This is a genomic window from Sphaerimonospora sp. CA-214678, from assembly GCF_050942215.1.
Classification (GTDB): domain Bacteria; phylum Actinomycetota; class Actinomycetes; order Streptosporangiales; family Streptosporangiaceae; genus Sphaerimonospora.
This window is the reverse complement of record NZ_CP192056.1, coordinates 1,165,911-1,187,769: the sequence shown is the minus strand read 5'-3', so window position 1 is coordinate 1,187,769 and position 21,859 is coordinate 1,165,911. Positions and strand designations below refer to the sequence as shown.

Here is a 21,859-nt window from a genome sequence, read left to right as displayed (position 1 = left end):
CCCTATCAGGCGACGGAGCGTGAGGAGCGGTGAGCGTGGGGGGACTTCAGTCAGGAGGTGGCACGAGCGCCGTCGCGGCCTCGGCGCACGCCGGGTGCGAGCGGTTCCGGCTGACGGATCCGTTCCTCACAGGCAGGACCCGTAAGGCGCTGGCCGCCGATGTCGGCCATCCCGACATCACCGCCGGGATCCCCGAAGCCCGATGGACGCGGGCGTTGACCTTCGAGAGCCTTGTGCACTCCGAGCGCTTCGTCTCCGAGCTGCTCACGAAGACAATCGGGCAGCTCGGCCTCCCCCGCCCACAGGCCGTACGACGGCGTGACTGTCATGGCGACGTCGCCGGCACGGCCGCAGAACTCGCCCGGGCGCATGTGCAGGCGGTCTCCTCCGGCGAGGCCACCATGTTGACGGCGCTCGCCGTACCGTACATCGATCTGGAGGACGTCCCCGACGCGACCGCCGTTCAGCCGGACTTCGCCGTCGTCTGCCCACGCGAGAGCGGCGAAGGCGACGGCATCGGATCCTGGCTCATCATGGGCGACGCGAAGGACTACGAGCGGATTCGCTCCCGCATCGACGACGGCCGGATGCTCAAGGGGTTCCTGCAGGTGGCCCTGGGCGCCGAGTCCGTCGCCGCCTGGAGCGGGCTGCCGGACGGCATGCGAGTGCACCGGTACGGCGCCCTGGCCGTACCACGGAACGCCTTCCTGCAGCCCGAGGCCGTCGTGGAACTGCTGGACGACCATCGCGTCGAGGTCCGTATGCGGGCGGACGAACGGCTCGCGGCGAGGGCGAAGCTCGGCGATTCTTCCCCGAGTGAGGAGGAGCTGCCGGCGTACATCGCCCATCTGACCGCGGCCTTCGACCCACGCAGCTGCGTGACCTGCAACCTCTTCTCGTACTGCCGGCAGGAGCTCCGTGCCGACGATGACCCGCTCGCCGTGCTCGCCGAGATCGGAATCGACCGGTTCAGCCGGCCCGCCCTGGCCGGGCTGGTGTCCGCCGCGGGGGATGCCGGGCACATGACGCAGAGCGGCGTCGCCCAGGGCACGTTAGCCCAGAGCACGTTAGCCCAGAGCACGTTAGCCCAGGGCACGGTGGCACAAAGCACAGTGGCACAGAGCACGGTGACACAGGTCAGGGCCACCATCAGCGGTCTCCCGCAATGGGCCGGACGCCTCCGTACGGACCCGTGCGGGTCGGCCGGCACCGTCAACCTGGTGCTGGTGAAGTCCGATGCCGCGGCTCTCGGCATGCACGGTGTGGCCGTCCGGAAAGTGGGGGCGGACGGGCCGGCCCACTGGGTGCGGCAGGTCTTCACCGACCCGCATTCGCCGCTCACCCGCCGGGCGATGATGCGGACACTGGGCGTTGCCATCCGCGAGATCCGGGAGGCCGGCCTCGGGCCCGTCCACCTGGTCGTTCCGGACCGTCCGACCGCCGACCTGCTGGCCACCGCCGCCGATTCCCTGGCCGGGATCGAGCTGAGCCGGCTGCGCTGGCAGCACGACCTGGACAGCGACCGCCCGGCCCTGACCTTCGACGGAGAGCCCGCCACGATGCCGGAGCCGCTGCACGCCGACGAGAGGCTCGCCGTCGCCTTCCTCCTGGAGGAGGATCGGGCCCGTGCCATGAGCCTGCGCTCGCCGGTCGTCGACATGCGGGCCGTGGTCGCCGCACATGTGACGCCCGGCGGTCCGGCCGTGGACGCCGGCCGGTTGGACTACCTGGTCACCTGGGCCGAGGCCGCCGACCCGCTGGACCACCGCCGGGTCTCCGACACCATCGCCGCGCAGCCGCAGACCCCCGGTGCTCGGCTCTCCAACTCCGTCTCCGACGACATCCACCGGGCGCTGAGCGACGGGGACACGGCGACCTACGACGCGCTGGTGGAGGCGGCGATCGACTACCGTGTAGCGGTGCTCGAGAGGGCGCAGGCCGTCCTCGACAGGCTGCCGATCTCCCGGCTGCGCGATGTGCACCGCGTCCTCGAAGGCGGCGCGCAGGAGGTCTGGGGCCGGCGGGTCGCGCTGCAGGCCTCCGACCTCGTCCGCTTTTCTCGTACGCACCGGAACTGGCGCGACTCCCACGTCGACATGCTGGACGCCGACCGGAAATGCTTCGACCAGCTCACCTGCCTGGCCGACGCTTCGATCGCGTACGACAGGGCGACCGACGCCGGGATCCGCGAGCTGGCCCTCGCGACGGTGATCGATCTCGACCCCATCCGCCTCGACGTGCGGTCACGACGCCTGGTCAGCGGGTCGCGGGTCGCCGCGCTGCACGTGAACGGCCGCGGTCTCGTCGAGCGGCCGAGCACGACCATCAAGATCCAAAAGGGGTCGTTCAAATTCGGGCAGATGCCGGTCGGCACGCTCACCTCGATCGACGGCGCCGAAGGACTCCGCTGGGAGCCGGCCGTCATGCCCGACCTGGCCGTCGGAGACGTACTGGTCCTGGCCGACGCCGACTGGTTCGGCAAGGCGCTCCGATCCGGCCATGAGATCGCCGTGGCGCGGCCGTCGCTGGACGACCGGTCCGCGCCCAGGGCCACATGCACCGCCGACGCGTACGCCGCCGACCCGGAAGGCCACAGGTGGTGCTGCCGGTCCCACGCCGTCGCCGAGGCCGAGTGGTCGGACGAGCTCGCGGAGCGCCGGGCCCGCGGTGAGCTCAACCCCGAGGTCTGGCCGCCATTGGTCGACGAAGAACGGTTCGACGTGGGGCCCGATGCCGCGGCACCGCTGACCGGGGAATCGCCGCCTCCGCCCACACCCGCCCCGGACCGGCTGACCATCGACGACCTGGACTGAGTGAACGGTAATGACGATCACCTTCTCGCCCCCTGCCGCCGCGTCGATCGACGAGGCGATTCATCACAAGGCCGCGGCCGGCGGGAACATCGAGGCCGCCGGACGCGCCATCGCCACGCTCTCTGCCGTACTGAGCGGCGACGCGGACTACGACAAGATCCTGCTGCGTGCCGCCGCGGGAGCCGGGAAGTCCTACGCGCTCGTACGCATGGTCGAGGCGGCCCTGAACCATTCGAACTGCACCCGCGTCGGCGTCACCGCCTTCGCCAACAAGCAGGTGTTCCCACTCGCCGGCGAGCTGGGCGAGAAGCTGGGCGCGGCCCGGGTCTGCCTGTTCGTGGCCGCGAACCGGCTGCCCGAGGTGCCGCGGGAGGTGCTCGACCACGTCTCGGTCGCCACCTCCACCGGCGGCATTCCCCGAACGTGCGAGGTGGTCCTCGGGACCTCGCACAAGATGGGCGCATGGGGTGAGGGGCAGCGCTTCCTCGATCATCTCGGTCCCGCCGCCAACGCCGACCTGCCGTACGACGTCCTGTTCGTCGACGAGGCGTGGCAGCTCCCGCTGCACCGCTACGCGATGGTCGAGGGGCTGGCCCCGCTCTCCGTCGGCGTGGGCGACGTCGGCCAGCTGCCGCCGATCGACCCCGGCCAGAACCCCTGGCGCGGCGACCCCGGCTACAACCCCTACCGTGCCTGGCCCACCGCCTACGAAGACCACGACAGCACCTTCGCCGTCGACCTGCCCGCGGTGTGGCGCCCCACCGCGAGCCAGCTTCCCCTCTGGAGGGCCTTCTACAGCGACTGGGACCGGCTGGACTGCGTCGCCGCTCCGGGCGATCGTACCGTCGAGCTGCCGGACCTGGCCGGAGCCGCCGGCGCGATCTGGGCGTCCGTCGCGACCGGCACCCCGACGTTGCTCGAAGTCGGCGGCCTTGCCGACCCCGAGGCCGCGGACGTCGACCCGCCCCTCCTCGGGGTGATCGAGGACCTGCTCACGCCGCTTGTGGAGAACGAGTTCACGGTGGTGCGGCGGCGATACGACGGCGCCGGCAGCCCTCAGGACGAGGTGCGAACCAGCTCCGCCGCGCCCTCGGGAGACCCCCTGATCGTCGTTCTCGCCACCCGCAACCAGGCCGTGGACGACGCGACCGCCCTGGTCGAGCGGCTGACGGACAAGTACGGCCTGCCCGACGGCGTGCTCCTCGCCTCGACCGTCGACTCCTGGCAGGGGCAGACCAACGCCATCACCGTCGCCATCCACCCGCTCTCCGGAGCCGACCACCTCGACGAGTTCAACTCGGCGTTCGGCCGGCTCGCCGTCACCTGCACCCGCGCCACGCACGGACTCCTGATGGTGGCCCGAGCCGGTCTCGACGACCTGCTGAGCGAAGCTCCGGCCCGACCCGGCACACCACTCGGCGAGCCAGGAACCCGATCCCTCCCCCGGCAGACCCACCAGCGAATCCTCGCCACATTCAGCCGCGCGACGTTGAACGCCGCCGCGAGCGCAGCGTGAGCCGTTCTGAACGGGACGCTCGCAGGCATCGGAGACGGCCGCGTCGAGTGCGCGTCTGTCGTGGCGGCCGACGGGCGACTCCGCGAAAACAACTCGATCACATGGATGAGCGGCGGTTACGCTCGCAGGCGTTCTCACACCGTTTCTCGCCGGCTCCGATGCTCTCACGGAACGGCGGCGGAACCAGAGCAGAGCTTGGAGGCGGCCATGGCGATGCCGAAGAAGGGCTCGCGGCTCATCACCGTCGACGGCACCGTCTTCCGCTGGCGTGTCCGCCACAGGCCGACCTACAGCCAGGGCAACGGCTGGAGCCCGCTCGGCTTCGCCGTCGAACGAGCCGAGAAGCCGGGGAGCGTCCTTGTGGTGTCACTCCCCTGCGCCCGGCCGGACAACCGGGTGGGAGAGCGAACGATCGCGATCCGTCCCACCCTCGTCGACGGATGCGTCCGGCGGGCCGTCGAACAAGGCTGGAACTCAGCGCGACCGGGCGCGGCATTCCCCCTCACCGTCACAGAAGACGCACTGGCCGTGCTCCTGGGCGAACCGCCTCGCTACCTGATTCCCTTCCTCTGGGGCATGATCCCTGAAGGCGGCGGCATCGAAGACCTCCCTCGGTGCGCTCAGATTCGGAGTCGGGGCAGGCCGAGTATCGATCAGGCGCCCTCCGATCCATAGGAACGGGGTCGGACGCCACGGGTTCCGACGAGCATCCAACATGATCAAAGCCGATTACGGTGTCCGCGCCGGAGCCGGTACATCGGGAGTCCGCCGACACCACCGGACACGACAGCCGAGGAGAACCGACAAGAATGCCCGATCGCCTGGACCTTCGGCCGGTCACCGAAGCCGACCTGGACGCCTTCGATCTGGCCTTCCAGAGTGAAAGCGGCGCGACCCGGCACCAGTGGTTCGGGTTCACTCCGACCGTGGCGCTGCGGGAGGCACTACGCACCCGCGGGCTCCTGGCGGGGGCGGACAACATGCTCGCCGTCACGGTCGACGGCGAACTCGCCGGACGGGTGGAGTGGCTGGAGCGGCGTTGGGGGCGTCGCGACACGTCGCTGTGCTGGGAGATCGCCATCGGCCTGCTGCCGGAGTCACGTGGCCGAGGCATCGGGACCCGGGCCCAGCGGGAACTCGTTCGCTACCTGTTCACACACACGCGGGTGGAACGCGTCCAGGCGACCACCGACCCCGGGAACAGGGCGGAGATCCGGTGCCTGGAGAAGATCGGATTCCAGCTCGAGGGCGTCGTACGGCGGGCCCAATGGCGCGCGGGCCGCTGGCACGACCAGCTCCTCTACTCCATCCTGCGCGACGAGTTCGACCTGCGGCGCTCAGTGTAGATCACCCTTTCGGGGCGTCGCTGTACAAACAGTGATCGTGCAGAGGTGTGCCGGCTGACACAGAGGTCCACGGAGTCGCTTTTCCCGGAGTCCGGTTGATGCGGATATATCCAACGGCCGAACGCGTGCCCATTGTCAGTGCCTGCGGATATGTTCTGCTCGCCGCCGATCCGCATGAGCAGCCGTCACCTCATAGGTGAGGAGGCATCGTGGCGCTGATCGACCCGATAGCCGTGACCGAAATTCAGACGGTCCGGAGGGCCGGTAACGGCCGCCCTTTTCACGGCGAACCACGGATCACTCATTTCATCGATCACAGCCAGAAAGATCTCCGTGAAGATCGCTCCTGGTGAATGCCTCTCACCGGCGATGAGTGGCCGACTGCGGCCAGTCGGGAACTTTCTGTAAGCGGCCTATTTACATCTATTCAGCGGCCAGTCACCATATGTCCGTGGCCACACCCCGCCCTGCCGATCAGCAGCCGGAACTGAAAAGGTCGCGGGGGTTGACAGCCAATGCGATTTGGCATCGGCCCGCGCCGACATGTGAGGAGGCGACGTCCCTGGTGGCGTAATCACAGAAATTCTGCACGGCCGGCGATCCCAATTCGTGATGGCATAACGCCATACCAGAAGGAATGACACCGTGAGAATGACGCATAGATTACGGGCCGCCATGTACGTGGCGGTGGCCGGTGCAATGCTGGTGGTCGGGGCGGGGGCGGCATCCGCCGCGCCCGGGGTGACCCCGGCGGATGTGAAGCTGGACCTGGCCCCGGGCGGATCGACGACGATCGCCAAGACCGTGTCCACTCCAGCGATCCCGCCCAAGCCTGATATCACATTCCTGATCGACACAACAGGGAGCATGGGCGGGGTCATCTCGAACGTGCAGACCAACGCGAACGCCATCTTGTCCAACGTCGCCTCGGCGCAGCCGGACGCGCAGTTCGCGGTCGCCGAGTACCGGGACATGTCGGACGCGACGTCGTTCCGGGTGGCACAGAACCTCACCGGCAGCCAGACCGACGTCACCAACGGTCTCAACTCGCTGGTCGCGTCGGGCGGCGGCGACTTCCCCGAGGGTGGCATCAACGCCCTGTTCCAGGTCGCGTCCGGCGCGGTCGACTTCCGGCCGGACAGCTCTCGGATGGTGTTGCTGATCGGGGACGCGCCCAGCCATGACCCCAGCAACGGCCATAGCCTCGCCGACGCGATCAGCGCACTGCAGGCGGCCGACATCACCGTGCTCGCGTTCGACCTGTCCGGGCTGGACTCGACCGGGCAGGCGACCGCGATCACCGATGCCACGGATGGCCAACTGTTCTCCGGCATCGACTCCTCGGAGGTCAGCGACACCATCCTGAAGGCCCTGCACAACCTGCCGGTCACGGTCACCCATAAGCTGCGCGACTGCGACCCGAGCCTGTCGGTGTCCCTGACCCCCGGCAGCCAGACGGTGACCAGCGGCGATGATGCCACCTTCACCGAGACCGTCTCCATCGACGCGGGAGCCGTACCGGGAAGCACCCTTACCTGCAAGGTGGACTTCCTGCTCAACGGCGTCCTGTCGCCGGGCTTCACTGAAACGATCACAGAACACGTCCCGAAGGCGACCCCGTCGATCGCCACGACGCCATCGGGCCCGGTGCCGGCGGGCGGGGACGTCTCCGATACGGCGACCCTGTCCGACGGGTATCACCCGACGGGCACCGTCACGTTCCGGCTGTTCGGGCCGGGTGACACCGACTGCGCGACCCCCATCGCGACCCGCACCGGGTCGGTGACGGAGAGCGGCACCGCCGCGTCCGGCGACGTGACCATCGGTGCGGCCGGCACCTACCGGTGGACCGCCGTCTACAGCGGCGACGACCACAACGACTCCGTCACCTCACCGTGCAGCGCCGAACAGGTCACCGTCACACCACAGCGGCTGACCGGACGGGCCTACGGGCTGACCGCCAACGCCTCCCTGGCCGGCATCCAACTGGTCAACATCGCGCCCACACCCGACACCGGCGACATCTCCACCACCTCGACCGGTGCCACCACGGTGCCCTGCACCGCCACTCTCAGCGGACTGATCAGCGCGCACGCCCTGTGCGCCAAGGTCGTCACCACGGCATTCCCCGGCAAATCCGTGGCCACCGCCTCCATCGACGACACCACCATCGGGATCACCGGTATTCCGGTGATCAGCATCAAGACCATCAACTCCAGCTCCACCACCACCTGCGCCGGATCCACCGGAACCACCACGATCGCCTCCCTCAAGGTCGGCAACACGGTGGTCATCGCAGAACCCACCAAGATCCAGCCCAACACCACGGTCAACGTCGGTGTCGTCAAGCTCGTCCTCAACGAGCAGATCCCGTTCACCACACCCGACAAGGGCCTGACCGTCAACGCCGTCCACGTCACCGTCAACGCCCTCGGCCTGGCCAAGACCGACGTCGTCCTGGCCTCCGCCGAAAGCGACATCGGCAACTGCCCGTGACCCGATCCACCTGAACCGATCGACCCGGGGCCGGGCGGACATCGTGGCTCCGCCCGGCCTCCGGGCTCGCTCTGTCCCTTCAGCGGCGCGACGACGAACCCCGCCTCCCGGACACGGCGAGCGGGGTTTCCGCATGAAGGGCTACGTGAGGAGCCGGACGTCCTGGTGATCCCCACCCGCGATGCCAAAGCCGACGAGCTCAGAAAAGCCACGTGATCAGCGGAGATGATCGAAGTCAACGGCATTGTTCCCTCTCTCCACCATCTGAGGATCACCGAAAGGCCGTCATCTCGTCGGTGGCTACCGATAGCCTTCCGCCAAAGGACGTCAAAGGGATGGCAATGGACCCTGATGAAGTTGGGCTTGGACGATTTAAGGGCGTTGCCGGCGCCGCTAGACGGAAGGTTGCCGACAGCACGAGCGCCGCGAGGCGGCGTGTCGCTGATGCTACCGGCGATGCCCAGGAGAGAGTAAAGCAGTCCGCCGAGCAAGTGAAGGCGAAGGTCGCAGAAGTCAAGGACACCCTGTCGGCGCGGCCGTCCCATAAAAGCGCTACTTTCGCCGATCTGTCCGAGCTCAGCGTCGACGCGAAGTTGCTCTATTGCCGGGTGTTGGTGAGCTTGGCGCTGGTCGACGGGCTCCTCGATCCTCGCGAGATCGCGAATCTGTACTTGTTCGCATCGACGATCGGTCTCGACGGCGAGGCGCGATCGGAGTTGCGCAGTGAGATCACTGGGGCGCAACGCGATGCAGCGATCGACGCGGGGGTCCCCGACACCACGGTTGAGCTGTCCAAGGAATTGCACGACCTCCTCGAGGAAGATCAGCGTGAGCCGGTGTTCACGATGCTGGTGCGCGATCTGGTACGAATTTCGCGTGCTGACAGACAGGTTGCGGACGCCGAGCGTGAGCGAATCGTACTGGTCGCAGGACTCGTGTTCCCCGAGTCGGCTGACAAGGTCGTGCAGGAAACCGAACGGCTTGTGATCACCGAAGAGGACTTCGCTTCCGGAAAGATCACGACCAGCCAGCTGGAGACCACCACCAAGGACATCGCCGCCAAGGCGGCCGCGTTCGGTGCCCCGATCGCCGCGGTCAGTCTTGCCGGCAGCGTCTCCGGCCTCAGCGGGGCGGGGATCACCTCGGGCCTGGCGGCCCTGGGATTCGGCGGCCTGCTGGGCCTGAGCGCGATGGTCACCGGGATCGGCACGGTGGTGATTCTCGGGGTCGCGGTCCATCAGGGCCAGGGCCCCGGCGTAGTTGACGTTTGAGGTCTTATGTCCGGATTATGGGAGAGTCCTCCGGAAATGCGAGCAGGCACGGCCTCCGCGATCATGAGGTTGTCGAAGCCTTGATCGCGAGAGAAGACCGTGCCTGCCCCCGTATCATCCCCGATCTGTGCCGTTCTTGGCGATCTGGCGGCGTTGCCGCAGGCCGACCGGGACGCCCTGACCGTTCGGATACCGCAGTTGATGGCCTACCTGGCGTGGGTGCCCGATCCTCGTGACCCGCGAGGGGTACGGCATTCGCTGACCTCGCTGCTGGGCAGCGCGGTGGCGGCGGCGCTGATCGGGGCGACCTCGCTGGCGGCGATCGGTGAGTGGATCGCCGACGTGCCCGAGTCCGTCCTTGCGGCGCTGGGGACCCGTTACGACGTGCTGCGGCGTCGGTACGAGGTGCCGGATGAGTCCACGATCCGGCATATGCTGGAGGGGCTGGACGCTACGGCGTTCGCGGCTGCAACCGGCGGGTGGCTGGACGACCTGGCCACCGCCCGAAGTGCCCGCGGCGCGGTGCCGCCGGGCAGACGGCCCGCCGCCGGCGGCGGAGCCTGGCGGTCGATGGCAAGGCAGTGCGCGGTACCCGGCACCACACCGCCTCGGGCCGGGCGGTCCATCTGCTCGCGGTGATCGACAGCAGCACCATGGCGACCCTCGGCCAGGTCGAGGTCGACGGCAAGAGCAACGAACTGACCGCGTTCGCCCCGCTACTGGAACCATTACACCTGGCAGGCGCGGTGATCACGGCCGACGCCCTGCACACCCAACGCGAGCACGCCGCCTTCCTGGTCGAGCAGAAGCAGGCGCACTACATCTTCACCGTGAAGAAGAACCAGCCCGCCCTGTACAAGCAGTTGAAGACCCTGCCCTGGCGGCAGGTCGAGATCGGCCACACCGAGACCGTCCACGGGCACGGCCGGACCGAAAAGCGCCAGGTCAAGGTCTGCTCTGTCGCCATCGGCGACGGGCTGCTGTTCCCCCACGCCGCCCAGGCCATCTGCATCACCCGCAAGGTCCGGCCCCGCGCGGGCGGACGCTGGAAGACCGTCACCGTCTACGCCGTCACCAGCCTCGCCGCCCACCAGGCCCGGCCCGAGGAACTGGCCGCATGGATCCGCGCGCACTGGCAGATCGAAGCCCTGCACCACATCCGCGACGTCACCCACCGCGAGGACCTCTCCCAGGTCCGCACGGGCTCGGGCCCCGCCATCATGGCAGCCCTGCGCAACGCGGCCATCGGAATCTTGAAGCTCCGCGGCTGGACCAACATCGCCCAAGCCAACCGCCGCCATGCCCGAGACCCCACCCGCTGCCTCATCACACTTGGCCTCACATGAGGAAACCGGACAAAACGAAAGAACGCCGGAGCCCTGCATCAGGGCGCACGTTTTTTGCTGGCCACCAACGAGCGTGAACGAGAGAAGCGACGCGAGCATCTGATTCAGCAGGTCATCAAGAATCACCAGCAGGCGATGGCCGAGCTCACCGACGACATCGCGGGGCTCGCTCACCGGATGGAGGTCTACCTCACCCAGACCACGAGGAACGAAGAGCGACTCGCCAAACTCAGGGCCGAGTTGGCCGCCTTTCAGTTGGCCCTGGTGAATCTGCAGACCAGTCAGGAGGCCTTCGAACGAGGGGACCCGCTCCATGTCGGGTGACCAGCTTTCGGCCGCCGCCGCGATCGCGGCCTACCAGGCCGTCACGCTGACCGAACTGCGGGGCTTGTTCGACCAGGTGGAATTCGATCTCAGGTATGTCCTCGAACGCGAACTTCGCGTCAGCGACACCCTGGACTCGGTCGAATCCGAGCTCGATGCGGTGCGCGCCCGTCTCCAAGCAATGGGCGTCCTCGTACCTGCCCAAGAGTTCCAACCGAGTGCAGTGACCACCATGAGTGTCGAGACACCGAACCGCCCCCGTTACGCGGTACCCATCGTCTCGACTGACGACGACTTCGATCAGCTCGTCAGGCTTGCCGAAGCCCGGCTGGATCTGTTGGGTATCGATCTGACCCGCGACCCGATCCAGCAGGTTCTTCCCTCCAGCCAGATAGCTCGCGGCCTGCGCAGCTACGCCGAGGAATACGGCGACATCAGCTGGGACAAAACCGACTGGACGGTCGTCCTGGTTGCCGGAATCCTCGCAGCCCTCCTTGATGTCATCCTCGTCCGCATCCCCCGGGATTCCACCTTCCTGGGCAAGAAGTGCACGGGATCGCCCCTCACCAAATGGCTTCAAGACGGTGACCGCGCGAAGGACCTCCATGACCGTTTCTTCAAGAGGTTCGAGAAGTCGGCCAAAGTGCCCTTCGACGCCTCCACCACGAAGGCCACCGGGGGCCTGGTCAGCGGCATGCGGCCGGCTACCCATCGGCTCCAGAGCCTCGGCCACGATCCGGCCCTGGGCTTCCTCTTCGGCGTGGCGGATCTCATGCACGGCACCGGCACCTACATCGACAAGGCAGGGCGACTGGTCCAGGTCGCAACCGAGGCCACCCCGATCGACCTGATCAACGCTCTTCTCACCCAGGTGCGCCATCTGCTCCGGACGTCTACACTCCCGCCGGCCTGCAGCCCCCGTTGTTCAGCCTGCTCCAACTCGGTCAGGTTGATTCCCCTTTCGCGTTGAAGCCCTCCGGTGTCAAGGTGCCCGACGTCGCCCGCTACATGTATACGAACGGCTACGACCTTCGCCATTTCTTCACAATGGGCATCACTCCCGGCATCGTGTCCGCGTTCATTCGCGGGTACTGGCTTCTCAGAAGCTACGCCACCGGCGGTACCGCGGCTCAACGGAAGCTGGAGCATGCCAAACTCACATCCATGCTGCTACTGGGGCACACCATCGGCACCTCAGGCACGCTTCTCAAGACCGGACTGCTGTTCGGCATGAACCCGACCGCCCTCAACTACAACCAGATTCTCGCCATGGCGCCCGCCACCATCGCCTGGTTCAAAGAAGCCATCGCTCGCGACCACCGAATCAATCAAGCCTTGGAGAAGGAATGGGAATCGCTCCTCACCGAATCCGGGGGCAATCGTGATCAGCACGCCGGGTCATGAGCCTGGGCAGGCTCTGTCCGCCATTCCCAACTCCCTACGAAGAAGTCCCATGAAGCACGAGTACGAGGCGAAATTCCTCAACGTCGATGTCATCGACCTGCAGACCAGACTGACTGCCTTGGGCGCGACCCAGTCGAGTCCACGCACCCTGCTCACTCGCAAGATCTTCAAAAACGACGTTCTTGAAAAAGGCCAGTGGATCCGTCTGCGTGATGAGGGCTGCAGGTCCACGCTGACGCTCAAGCAGGTCACCGACGCCACCACGATCGACGGCACGACTGAGATCGAAACGGAAGTCACCGACATTCACGCTATGGCCGACATCCTCCGCAGAATCGGTCTACGCGAGGTCCGCTACCAGGAGAACTACCGTGAAGAGTGGCGTCTGGGGAATGAGAGGTCCCGTCCGGACATAGCGAACCCCGCCTGCCCAACATGGGAGGCGGGGTCTCTGCACGTAAACGGCTACTTGAGGAGCTGACGGGCCATGACCATGCGCTGGATCTGGTTGGTGCCCTCGTAGATCTGGGTGATCTTGGCGTCGCGCATCATGCGCTCGACCGGAAACTCCCGCGTGTAGCCGTACCCGCCGAGCAGTTGCACGGCGTCAGTGGTGATCTCCATGGCCGCATCCGACGCGGCGCACTTGGCGGCGCTGGAGAAGAACGTGAGGTCCTTGACCCGCGTACCGCTCATAGCGAGCTCCGACTTGGCCGCCGCCGCGTAGGTGAGCTGCCGGGCGGCCTCCAGCTTCATCGCCATGTCGGCGAGCATGAACTGCAGGCCCTGGAAGTCCGCGATCGGCTTGCCGAACTGCTTGCGCTCCTTGACGTACCCGAGGGCGAAGTCGAGCGCGCCCTGGGCGATGCCGAGCGCCTGGGCGGCGATCGTGATGCGGGTGTGGTCGAGGGTGGCCAGCGCGGTCTTGAAGCCCGTCCCCGGCTCGCCGATCATTCGCGAGGCGGGGATGCGGACGTCTTCCAGGATGACCTGGCGCGTCGGCGAGCCCTTGATGCCGAGCTTCTTCTCCTTGGCCCCGAAGGACACGCCGTCGTCGTCCTTCTCCACGACGAACGCCGAGATGCCGCGTGCCCCGGCGGCCGGGTCGGTGACCGCCATCACGGTGTAGTACTCCGACACGCCCGCGTTGGTGATCCACATCTTGGTGCCGTTGAGCACGTAGTGATCACCGTCGGCCACCGCCCGGGTCTTCATCGCCGCGGCGTCCGAGCCGGCCTCCGGCTCGCTCAGCGCGTACGAGAACATCGCCTCACCACGTGCCATCGGCGGCAGGTAGCGCTGCTTGAGTTCCGCGGAGGCCGACAGCAGCAGCGGGACCGTACCCAGCTTGTTGACCGCGGGGATCAGCGCGGACGACGCACAGGCCCGCGCGACCTCCTCGATCACGATCACGGTGGCGAGGGCGTCGGCGCCGGCTCCGCCGTACGCCTCGGGAACGTGGACGGCGTGCAGGTCGGCGGCGACGAGGTCCTTGTAGACCTCCCACGGGAACTCCTCGTTCTCGTCGGCCGCCGCGGCACGCGGGGCGATCTTCTCGTCGGCGAGGGCCCGGACCGTCTCCCGAAGCAGCTCGTGCTCCTCGGCGGGCGCGTAGAGAGGGAAGCTCATGATGAAATAGTAGGACGTCCGAGTACTTGTTTCTCACAAGGGACGTCCGAGTAGCCGTCGTCACAGGTAGAACCACCTGATCGATCCGACAGTCAATTCTGACACGGACGGTAACAGAACATCTCCCCTACGCGTCATCGACCGGCCCGGGGTGCCGCCGTACCGTTGAGTCATACCGGTTTGCCGAGGTGGTTCAACGGGCAGTAAACCGGCCCGGTACCATGCCACATCACTACCAGTGGGCAAGAGGGGAGCATGCCGTGCCGTACCGCCTCACCGTGCTCGGGATCGGATATCTCGGGGCTACGCACGCGGCGTGCATGGCCGAACTCGGCTTTGAAGTACTCGGTCTCGACGTGGACCAAGAGAAGATCGAACGGCTGCGGCGCGGTGAGCTGCCGATCCACGAGCCCGGTCTGGAGGAGCTGCTACGGCGCAACCTGGCGGCGGGCCGGCTACGCTTCACGACCTCCTACGAAGAGGTCGCGGACTTCGGCGACGTCCACTTCGTCTGCGTCGGGACTCCGCAGAAGAAGGGCGAATACGGCGCCGACGTCTCCTATCTCGATGCCGTCGTCGAATCCCTCGCTCCCCATCTCGACCGCCAGTGCCTGGTGGTCGGCAAGTCCACGGTGCCCGTCGGCACGGCCGAGCGTCTGGCCGAGAAGCTGGTACAGCTCGCCCCCGCGGGCGCGCAGGTCGAGCTGGCCTGGAACCCCGAGTTTCTCAGAGAGGGCTTCGCCGTACGGGACACCCTGCATCCCGACCGGATCGTCCTCGGCGTGGCCTCCGACCGGGCGGAGAAGGTGCTGCGGGACGTCTATGCCCCGCTGGGCGAGGAGGTCCCGATCGTGGTGACCGACTACCCCACGGCGGAGTTGGTCAAGTCGGCGGCCAACGCCTTCCTGGCCACCAAGATCTCATTCATAAACGCGATGGCCGAGGTGTGCGAGGCCGCCCACGCCGACGTCAAACAGCTCTCGCTGGCGCTGTCGTACGACGAGCGGATCGGCCGCAGATACCTCAACCCCGGCCTCGGTTTCGGCGGCGGCTGCCTGCCCAAGGACATCCGGGCGTTCATGGCCAGGGCCGGCGAGCTGGGCGCCTATCAGGCGCTCACGTTCCTCAGCGAGGTGGACGCCATCAACATGCGGCGGCGGGCGCGCATGGTCGACCTCGCCCGCGAGCTGGCCGGCGGCACGTTCGAGGGCCGCACGGTCGGAGTGCTCGGCGCGGCCTTCAAGCCCAACTCCGATGACATCCGCGACTCTCCGGCGCTGGACGTGGCCGTCACGATCGCACGGGACGGGGGCAAGGTCACGGTCTACGACCCGGTCGCGCTGGACAACGCGCGGGCGGCCCACCCCCACCTCCACTACGCGGACAGCGCGAGTGGGGCCGCCCAGGAGGCGGACGTGGTCCTGCTCCTCACGGAGTGGCGGGAGTTCGTCGAGATCGATCCCGAGGCTCTGGGGCAGGTCGTCGCGGTTCGCAACATCGTCGACGGCCGCAACGCGCTCGACGCGGACGCCTGGCGTGAGGCCGGGTGGCACTACCGCGCCCTCGGCCGCCCCTGAATCTCCCCTCGAACCCCCTCGCCGACCCCTCCGCCCCCTGCGGCGGCACCCTCACCCTCCCGCGGCGCCCTCAACTTCCCGTGGGCGCCCCCAACTTCCCGTGGTGATCTTGCAGTTTCTCGCAGCAATGCCTGATGACCTCCCCAGATACCATTCGTGATCTTGCAGAAACATGCGCACACCACGGTCCACCTGGTGTTTTCCCTTCCGTGATCTTGCAGTGCAAGATCACGGAAGGTGTTTCCGCAGGTCAACTGGCGTTCCTGCGAGAAACTGCAAGATCACGACAAGGGATTGTGCAGGTCAGTCGTCCATCCTGCGAGCATTCGCAAGATCACGCGGGGGACTATGGGGGGTATGGGGGGGTTATTGGGTGGTGGCGTGGTGGTGCTGGGCGTGCAGGTCGGCGGCCTCGGCACGCAGACGCTCACCCTTGGCGTAGGCCTGCGCCTTGAGGGCCGCCTGGAACTCCTCCATCCGCTGCCGCAGGCCCTCGTCTGAGGCGGCCAGGATGCGTACGGCCAGCAGCCCGGCGTTCCTCGCCCCGCCGACGGCCACGGTCGCCACGGGAACACCGGCGGGCATCTGGACGATCGACAGCAGCGAGTCCATCCCGTCCAGGTACTTCAACGGCACCGGCACACCGATCACCGGCAGCGGGGTGACCGAGGCCAGCATTCCGGGGAGGTGAGCCGCTCCCCCGGCCCCGGCGATGATCACTTTGAGACCGCGGTCGGCCGCGTGCGTGCCGTACTCGATCATCTCGGCCGGCATGCGGTGCGCCGACACGACGTCGGCCTCGAACGGCACGCCGAACTCGCTGAGAGCCTCGGCCGCCTGCCGCATGACCGGCCAGTCCGAGTCGCTTCCCATCACGATCCCGACCTCAGCCATTCAGGGGTCCTCTCAAACAGACGACGGCGTGGTGGGCCCGAGCCCTCACCTCGTCGAGATCCGTGCCGAGCGCGGTCACATGCCCGATCTTACGGCCAGGCCGTACGGCCTTGCCGTAGAAGTGAATCTTGACGCCCGGGTCGTTGGCGAGCACGTGCTCGTAGCGCGAGAAGACGTCGGGGTCGGCCCCGCCCAGCAGGTTGGCCATGACGACGACGGGCGCGGTGAGCGACGGCGAGCCGAGCGGCAGGTCGAGGACGGCGCGCAGGTGCTGCTCGAACTGGGAGGTCCTGGCCCCCTCGATGGTCCAGTGGCCGCTGTTGTGCGGGCGCATGGCCAACTCGTTGACCACCAGGCCCGACTTGGTGGCGAACATCTCGACCGCGAGCAGTCCGACCACACCCAGGTCACGCGCGATGCCGAGCGCGATGCGCTGGGCGACCGCCGCGTCCTCCTCCGCGAGCCCCGGCGCGGGAGCGAGCACCTCGACGCAGATGCCGTCCTGCTGCACGGTTTCGACGACCGGGTAGCTCACCCCCTGCCCGTGCGGGGACCGGGCGACCAGCACGGCGATCTCCCGCTCGAACGGCACGAAGGCCTCCGCCAGGAGTTCGATGCCGGTGGCGAGCACCTCGCGTGCCTCGTCGGCCGAGGCGCACACCCACACGCCGCGCCCGTCGTAACCGCCGCGTACGGCCTTCAGCACGACCGGCCAGCCGTGCTCCTCGGCGAAAGCCTCGACGTCGCTCAGGGAGGAGATCCGAGACCAGGCGGGGCAGGGGGCGCCGATCGCCGTGAGCCGCTCCCGCATGACCGCCTTGTCCTGGGCATGGATCAGCGCGTCGGCCCCGGGGCGTACGGCGACGCCTTCGGCCGCCAGGGCGCGGATGTGCTCGGTCGGTACGTGCTCGTGGTCGAAAGTGACGGCATCGCACCCCTTGGCGAACTCGCGGAGATCTCCGAGGTCGCGGTAGTCACCCAGCCGGGTGTCGACGATCACCCGGGCGGCGCTCTCGTCGCGCGCGTTGGCCAGCACGCGCAGCTCGACGCCGAGCGCGATCGCGGCCTGCTGGGTCATGCGGGCGAGCTGCCCCGCGCCGACCATGCCCACCACGGGGCCTGCCGACGGGTCGGCCTCCGGGCGTCCAACGGAAAAAGGAACGTTCGGGCTGTTCACGACAGGCCAGCCTACCGATTGCGGGAAAGTGCACCCGCCCCCGGCATCGCGTGAAACGGCCCCGTCATCGGCACCGCGCCGGCCGGTCGGAGGGGCCCTCCGGCACTCAAGGGACGGGACCGTCCGGGGCCACCGGGCGCCCTCTGCGGCGACGTCATCGATCACCGCGGCGGCTCTGCGCGACCCCATTCGATCTCATAAAGGAATATTTCATGAAATGTTCTTCCGCGACCTGGGGAGAAGTGGTGTCTGTGGGCAGCGGCTCATGTGTGGACAGGTCATACCGGTAGCCTGAGAGTAACTTTCCCGACAGGAAGGACCGCCGGGTCGTGCAGTTCCTCCGACACGCTTACGAGCGGTTCGCCTCACTCGTCCACGAGCTGCTGAAGTTCGGGACGGTGGGCGCCATCGCCTTCGTCATCGACTTCGGCGGCGCCAACCTGCTGCGGTTCGGCCTCGACATCGGGCCGCTCAAATCCAAGATCTTGCCCACGGTCCTCGCGGCGACGTTCGCGTACCTGGGCAACCGCTACTGGACCTACCGCCATCGACAGCGGAGCGGCCTCGCCCGTGAGTACGTCCTGTTCTTCGTGCTCAACGGCATCGGGCTGCTGCCTCCGCTGATCCTGATCGCGTTCGTCACCTACGTGCTGGGGCTGGACGATCCGGTGAGCTACAACATCGCCCAGGGCATCGGAGTGGTGCTGGGCACGCTGTTCCGCTTCTGGTCCTACAAGAAGTGGGTGTTCCTGGCGATACCGCCGGACGGTCCGGCCGACCTGCCAACGGGCCTGGCCCCCACGGGGGACACGGGTGACGCGCAGGCACGGGCCGCGGCCGAGGAGAAGGCACAGGACAATCCCCAGCCGGAGAAGACGCAGGCACACACTCCCCAGCCGGAGAAGACACAGGCGCACGCGGGGCCACTCACCGCCCTCTGACGGTTCTCACCCGGCAAGGCGCGATGTCGGTCAGGCCGGACCGCTCACCACCCGGTGGCGGCCGTGCTCGCGGACATGCCGTAGGAAGATCGCGAAGGTCGCCGGGCGGCGCTTGACCAGCTCCAGTCTTCCGCCATCGGCCGCGACCAGGGCCCTGGCGAGCGTGAGGCCGAGCCCGGTGCTGCCCCCGCCGCTCACATTGCGTTCGAAGACCTTGTGCCCGAGGCTCTCCGGGATGCCCGGACCCTCGTCGGCCACCTCGATGACGACCGACCGGTCGGTGCTCGTCGTGTAGACGGTCAGCACACCGGCGCCGTGCTCCAGCGAGTTCTCCATCAGCGTGGACAGGACCTGGCTCAGCCCGCCGGCCGTACCGAGGGCGCACAGCCCCCGGTCTCCCCGCCGGATGAGCCCGCGCTGCGCACGCCGGAAGGCGGGCTCCCACTCGGTGATCTGCTGGTCCACGACGTCGTCAACTTTGATCGGACCGGTCTGGGCATGACGCTGCCGCCTGGCCGCGGCCAGGAGCTCGTCTATGACCGCGGTCAGCCGTTCCACCTGGATGATCGCGGCCTCACCCTCCTCACGGACCGTCTTGGGCTGGTCGGCAGCGGCGACGATCTCCTCCAGGCGCATCGTCAGTCCGGTGAGTGGCGTGCGGAGCTGGTGGGAGGCGTCCGTGGCGAACTCCCTCTCCCGCGCGAGCAGATCGGAGATCCGCAGCGCGCTCCGGTCCAGCACCTCGGCGACCAGATCGACCTCTGGGATGCCGTAGCTGTGCCGGCTGGGCCGGGCGTCCCCCGAGCCCAACCGCTCCGCGATCTTCGTCAGATCTTGGAGCGGAAGGCTCAGGCGGCGTGAGGTGACGGTCGCGAGGCTCACGGCCACGCCGAGCGCGATGACCGCGAGCGCGACCGTCAGCACGAGCCGGGCCCGGATGTCCTGCTCGACCTGGGCCGAGTCCTGGGCGACCCGGACGTATCCGGCCTCGGAGCGTGCCTCCTGCGTGAGCTCGCGGCCCGGTGGGGGCGGCGAGCCCACGGCGATCGGCTGGTTCCCCCGGACGTACACCTGGATGTACCGATCCGGGTAGTTCTTCGCCAGCTGATGCGGGTCGACCTTCTGGCCCTGGCCTACGGAGTACTCCACCCCGGCCAGCAGCCGAGTCGCCTCGGCCCGCAGCAGCTGCACGGCCTCGTCGTTGATCGATCGGACGACGAGCATGCCCAGGGGCACGCCTAACAGCACGACGGCGATGACCGCCACGAGCAACATCGAGGACAGCAGGCGCCGGCGCACAGGCTAGCTCCTCCCCAGCGACCACTCCACGGTGGTCTACTCGCGCTCGAAACGGAAACCGACCCCTCGGACCGTCGTGATGTATCGCGGCTTGGCCGCGTCGTCTCCCAGCTTGCGGCGCAACCACGAGATGTGCATGTCCAATGTCTTCGTCGACCCCCACCAGTTCGTGTCCCACACCTCGCGCATGATCTGCTCGCGGGTAACGACCTTGCCGGCGTCCCGTACGAGCACGCGCAGCAGGTCGAACTCCTTGGTGGTCAGGTGAAGCTCCTTGTCCCCCATCCACGCGCGGCGCGAGTCGGCGTCTATACGGACGCCCTGCACCACCGGCGTCTCGGACGTGCCGCGTCGCAGAAGCGCTCGTACGCGAGCGAGCAGCTCGGCGAGGCGGAACGGCTTTGTCACGTAGTCGTCGGCACCGGCGTCGAGGCCGACGACGGTGTCCACTTCATCTACCCGGGCGGTAAGGATCAGCACGGGTGTCCCGTGTCCTTCCGCCCTGATGCGGCGAGCGACCTCCAGCCCGTCCATCTCTGGCAGGCCGAGGTCGAGAACTATCAGATCGACGCCCCCCGACAGGGCCCTCTCAAGGGCCTGCGGGCCGTCAGGGCTCACCTCTACCTGATAACCCTCCCGGCGCAGAGCACGCGCCAGAGGCTCCGAGATCGAGGTGTCATCCTCGGCGAGAAGTACGCAGGTCATGCAAGCGATCGTAGGACCTTAAGCGATCGTTTCCCGGCTACAGCGCGCAGTTTGACTTGTCATTGACTCATCAATTGACCTGGGCAAACACTGATAAATCTGGGATAGTCAGCATGCAACGGGGCAGCCCGATCCGGGCATTTCTCGCCTATCTCAGAAGGCGCTTCAAATCCCATTCAGCACGATAAAAAACACGCATTGACTCCGCCGCCGCACCGCGGGGTGAAGACTCGGCATGCGGAGACGTACCGCCTTGTCGACTCCGCCCAGAACGGCGGCGGGCAGGTCACTCCGGGACGACCATGTCCGGGCGGACGGCCTCAGAACAACGGCTCACGACGGCCCACGACGGCCACGCTCACAACGGCTCACAACGGCCACGGCTGACGACGGCCACGGCGGCCTCGGTGTGCCGGACCGCCTCAGGACGACGACGAAGAAGGCTCTCCGACGTAGCGCTGGAGGTAGAGCGCCTCGCCCAGGCTCTCGATGAGGCTCAGCTCGGTCTCCAGGTAGTCGATGTGATTCTCCTCGTCGGCGAGGATGTCCTCGAAAATCCGAGCCGAGGTGATGTCGCCGCGCTCCCGCATCAGCGCGGCCCCGGGCCGCAGCCGCTCGACCACCCCCAACTCGAGGTCGAGGTCGGCCTGAAGCTGCTCCCTCACGGTCTGCCCGATGTGCAGTGTGCCCAGCTTCTGGTAGTTGGGCAGACCTTCCAGGAAGAGGATGCGATCGGTGAGCCGCTCGGCATGCCTCATCTCGTCGATCGACTCCTGCCGCGTGTAGCTCGCGAGCTTCGTGTATCCCCAGTGCTCCTGCATCTTCGCATGGAGGAAGTACTGGTTGATCGCGGTGAGTTCGGAGGTGAGCTGCTCGTTGAGCAGCGCGATGATCTCCCTGTCCCCCTGCATGGCCGCCCCTCGGTCTATGCGCTGGTCACCAGGTCCTCTGACCGTTTCAGCATCGCACAGATCTTACGGACACATGTCGCGCAGTCCCCCCCGGCGCCGGTCGCGTCGCGCACCTGGCGAGCGCTCTTCGCGCCCGCCTCGATGCAGTCGTGGACCTCGTTCTCGGTAACGGCTCGGCAGACACAGACGTACATGGCGGGCGAGGGCCTT

22 protein-coding genes are annotated in these 21,859 nt (G+C 67.6%); 15 read left to right on the top strand and 7 right to left on the bottom strand.

The genetic code is table 11. The annotated features are described in order from the left end of the window. Positions 1 to 35: 35 nt before the first annotated feature. From ACQP1K_RS05625 to ACQP1K_RS05565, 13 genes are all read left to right on the top strand, one after another. Complete coding sequence (locus tag ACQP1K_RS05625) at positions 36 to 2,813, top strand: hypothetical protein (RefSeq protein ID WP_433499799.1); 2,778 nt, start codon at positions 36 to 38, stop codon at positions 2,811 to 2,813. Positions 2,814 to 2,823: 10 nt separating this feature from the next. Then, positions 2,824 to 4,329, top strand: coding sequence for a hypothetical protein (locus ACQP1K_RS05620; protein ID WP_433499798.1), 1,506 nt, complete (start codon positions 2,824 to 2,826; stop codon positions 4,327 to 4,329). 207 nt (positions 4,330 to 4,536) lie between these two features. Continuing rightward, positions 4,537 to 5,004: a hypothetical protein gene (locus tag ACQP1K_RS05615; protein WP_433499797.1), complete on the top strand. Its 468-nt coding sequence runs from the start codon at positions 4,537 to 4,539 to the stop codon at positions 5,002 to 5,004. A 134-nt stretch (positions 5,005 to 5,138) separates the two neighbouring features. Further along, on the top strand, positions 5,139 to 5,675 hold the full coding sequence (locus ACQP1K_RS05610) for a GNAT family N-acetyltransferase (protein ID WP_433499796.1): 537 nt from the start codon (positions 5,139 to 5,141) through the stop codon (positions 5,673 to 5,675). Between the two features lie 209 nt (positions 5,676 to 5,884). Further along, positions 5,885 to 6,028: a hypothetical protein gene (locus tag ACQP1K_RS05605; RefSeq protein WP_433499795.1), complete on the top strand. Its 144-nt coding sequence runs from the start codon at positions 5,885 to 5,887 to the stop codon at positions 6,026 to 6,028. 298 nt (positions 6,029 to 6,326) lie between these two features. Continuing rightward, on the top strand, positions 6,327 to 8,171 hold the full coding sequence (locus ACQP1K_RS05600) for a choice-of-anchor P family protein (protein ID WP_433501493.1): 1,845 nt from the start codon (positions 6,327 to 6,329) through the stop codon (positions 8,169 to 8,171). A gap of 335 nt (positions 8,172 to 8,506) precedes the next feature. Next, positions 8,507 to 9,442 (top strand): hypothetical protein, encoded by a 936-nt coding sequence (locus tag ACQP1K_RS05595; protein WP_433499794.1) that lies wholly within the window; start codon positions 8,507 to 8,509, stop codon positions 9,440 to 9,442. 99 nt (positions 9,443 to 9,541) lie between these two features. Next, entirely contained in the window at positions 9,542 to 10,081 is a 540-nt protein-coding gene (locus tag ACQP1K_RS05590; protein WP_433499793.1) for a transposase family protein, read from the top strand. After that, a complete protein-coding gene (locus tag ACQP1K_RS05585; RefSeq protein WP_433499792.1) occupies positions 10,024 to 10,788 on the top strand; it encodes an ISAs1 family transposase in 765 nt (254 codons plus the stop codon). The genes ACQP1K_RS05590 and ACQP1K_RS05585 overlap by 58 nt, the downstream gene beginning before the upstream one ends. A gap of 54 nt (positions 10,789 to 10,842) precedes the next feature. Continuing rightward, complete coding sequence (locus ACQP1K_RS05580) at positions 10,843 to 11,112, top strand: hypothetical protein (RefSeq protein ID WP_433499791.1); 270 nt, start codon at positions 10,843 to 10,845, stop codon at positions 11,110 to 11,112. Beyond that, positions 11,102 to 12,082: a hypothetical protein gene (locus ACQP1K_RS05575; RefSeq protein WP_433499790.1), complete on the top strand. Its 981-nt coding sequence runs from the start codon at positions 11,102 to 11,104 to the stop codon at positions 12,080 to 12,082. The genes ACQP1K_RS05580 and ACQP1K_RS05575 overlap by 11 nt, the downstream gene beginning before the upstream one ends. Before the next feature lie 17 nt (positions 12,083 to 12,099). After that, positions 12,100 to 12,516: a hypothetical protein gene (locus ACQP1K_RS05570; RefSeq protein WP_433499789.1), complete on the top strand. Its 417-nt coding sequence runs from the start codon at positions 12,100 to 12,102 to the stop codon at positions 12,514 to 12,516. A gap of 49 nt (positions 12,517 to 12,565) precedes the next feature. Next, positions 12,566 to 12,997, top strand: a complete 432-nt coding sequence (locus tag ACQP1K_RS05565; RefSeq protein WP_433499788.1) for a CYTH domain-containing protein — start codon at positions 12,566 to 12,568, stop codon at positions 12,995 to 12,997. On the opposite strand, the gene ACQP1K_RS05560 is transcribed toward ACQP1K_RS05565, so the two are convergent. After that, a complete protein-coding gene (locus ACQP1K_RS05560) occupies positions 12,982 to 14,148 on the bottom strand; it encodes an acyl-CoA dehydrogenase family protein (RefSeq protein WP_433501492.1) in 1,167 nt (388 codons plus the stop codon). The genes ACQP1K_RS05565 and ACQP1K_RS05560 overlap by 16 nt on opposite strands. 257 nt (positions 14,149 to 14,405) lie before the next feature. Between ACQP1K_RS05560 and ACQP1K_RS05555 the strand changes: the two genes are divergently transcribed. Further along, complete coding sequence (locus ACQP1K_RS05555) at positions 14,406 to 15,722, top strand: UDP-glucose dehydrogenase family protein (RefSeq protein WP_433499787.1); 1,317 nt, start codon at positions 14,406 to 14,408, stop codon at positions 15,720 to 15,722. 366 nt (positions 15,723 to 16,088) lie between these two features. On the opposite strand, the gene purE is transcribed toward ACQP1K_RS05555, so the two are convergent. Both purE and ACQP1K_RS05545 read right to left on the bottom strand, forming a co-directional pair. After that, positions 16,089 to 16,616, bottom strand: coding sequence for a 5-(carboxyamino)imidazole ribonucleotide mutase (purE, locus tag ACQP1K_RS05550; RefSeq protein WP_433499786.1), 528 nt, complete (start codon positions 16,614 to 16,616; stop codon positions 16,089 to 16,091). Next, positions 16,609 to 17,793, bottom strand: coding sequence for a 5-(carboxyamino)imidazole ribonucleotide synthase (locus ACQP1K_RS05545; protein WP_433499785.1), 1,185 nt, complete (start codon positions 17,791 to 17,793; stop codon positions 16,609 to 16,611). Before ACQP1K_RS05545 ends, purE begins: the two co-directional genes overlap by 8 nt. Positions 17,794 to 18,122: 329 nt before the next feature. On the opposite strand from ACQP1K_RS05545, the gene ACQP1K_RS05540 reads away from it, so the two are divergent. Further along, positions 18,123 to 18,734 (top strand): GtrA family protein, encoded by a 612-nt coding sequence (locus tag ACQP1K_RS05540; protein ID WP_433499784.1) that lies wholly within the window; start codon positions 18,123 to 18,125, stop codon positions 18,732 to 18,734. Positions 18,735 to 18,764: 30 nt separating this feature from the next. On the opposite strand, the gene ACQP1K_RS05535 is transcribed toward ACQP1K_RS05540, so the two are convergent. The 4 genes from ACQP1K_RS05535 to ACQP1K_RS05520 all read right to left on the bottom strand — a co-directional run bounded on the left by ACQP1K_RS05535 (position 18,765) and on the right by ACQP1K_RS05520 (position 21,843). Continuing rightward, a complete protein-coding gene (locus ACQP1K_RS05535; RefSeq protein WP_433499783.1) occupies positions 18,765 to 20,033 on the bottom strand; it encodes an ATP-binding protein in 1,269 nt (422 codons plus the stop codon). Positions 20,034 to 20,069: 36 nt separating this feature from the next. Continuing rightward, positions 20,070 to 20,738, bottom strand: coding sequence for a response regulator transcription factor (locus tag ACQP1K_RS05530; RefSeq protein ID WP_030451323.1), 669 nt, complete (start codon positions 20,736 to 20,738; stop codon positions 20,070 to 20,072). A gap of 422 nt (positions 20,739 to 21,160) precedes the next feature. Continuing rightward, positions 21,161 to 21,649, bottom strand: coding sequence for a bacterioferritin (gene bfr, locus ACQP1K_RS05525; protein WP_433499782.1), 489 nt, complete (start codon positions 21,647 to 21,649; stop codon positions 21,161 to 21,163). A 14-nt stretch (positions 21,650 to 21,663) separates the two neighbouring features. Further along, positions 21,664 to 21,843: a (2Fe-2S)-binding protein gene (locus tag ACQP1K_RS05520; protein WP_055478100.1), complete on the bottom strand. Its 180-nt coding sequence runs from the start codon at positions 21,841 to 21,843 to the stop codon at positions 21,664 to 21,666. Between the last annotated feature and the right edge of the window lie 16 nt (positions 21,844 to 21,859).

Bases quoted from the DNA above. Each gene is read 5' to 3' on its own strand.
- ACQP1K_RS05620 (WP_433499798.1), top strand. From the start codon at position 2,824: ATGACGATCACCTTCTCGCCCCCTGCCGCCGCGTCGATCGACGAGGCG.
- ACQP1K_RS05615 (WP_433499797.1), top strand. From the start codon at position 4,537: ATGGCGATGCCGAAGAAGGGCTCGCGGCTCATCACCGTCGACGGCACC.
- ACQP1K_RS05610 (WP_433499796.1), top strand. From the start codon at position 5,139: ATGCCCGATCGCCTGGACCTTCGGCCGGTCACCGAAGCCGACCTGGAC.
- ACQP1K_RS05600 (WP_433501493.1), top strand. From the start codon at position 6,327: ATGACGCATAGATTACGGGCCGCCATGTACGTGGCGGTGGCCGGTGCA.
- ACQP1K_RS05595 (WP_433499794.1), top strand. From the start codon at position 8,507: ATGGCAATGGACCCTGATGAAGTTGGGCTTGGACGATTTAAGGGCGTT.
- ACQP1K_RS05575 (WP_433499790.1), top strand. From the start codon at position 11,102: ATGTCGGGTGACCAGCTTTCGGCCGCCGCCGCGATCGCGGCCTACCAG.
- ACQP1K_RS05565 (WP_433499788.1), top strand. From the start codon at position 12,566: ATGAAGCACGAGTACGAGGCGAAATTCCTCAACGTCGATGTCATCGAC.
- purE (WP_433499786.1), bottom strand. From the start codon at position 16,616: ATGGCTGAGGTCGGGATCGTGATGGGAAGCGACTCGGACTGGCCGGTC.
- ACQP1K_RS05530 (WP_030451323.1), bottom strand. From the start codon at position 20,738: ATGACCTGCGTACTTCTCGCCGAGGATGACACCTCGATCTCGGAGCCT.
- bfr (WP_433499782.1), bottom strand. From the start codon at position 21,649: ATGCAGGGGGACAGGGAGATCATCGCGCTGCTCAACGAGCAGCTCACC.
- ACQP1K_RS05520 (WP_055478100.1), bottom strand. From the start codon at position 21,843: ATGTACGTCTGTGTCTGCCGAGCCGTTACCGAGAACGAGGTCCACGAC.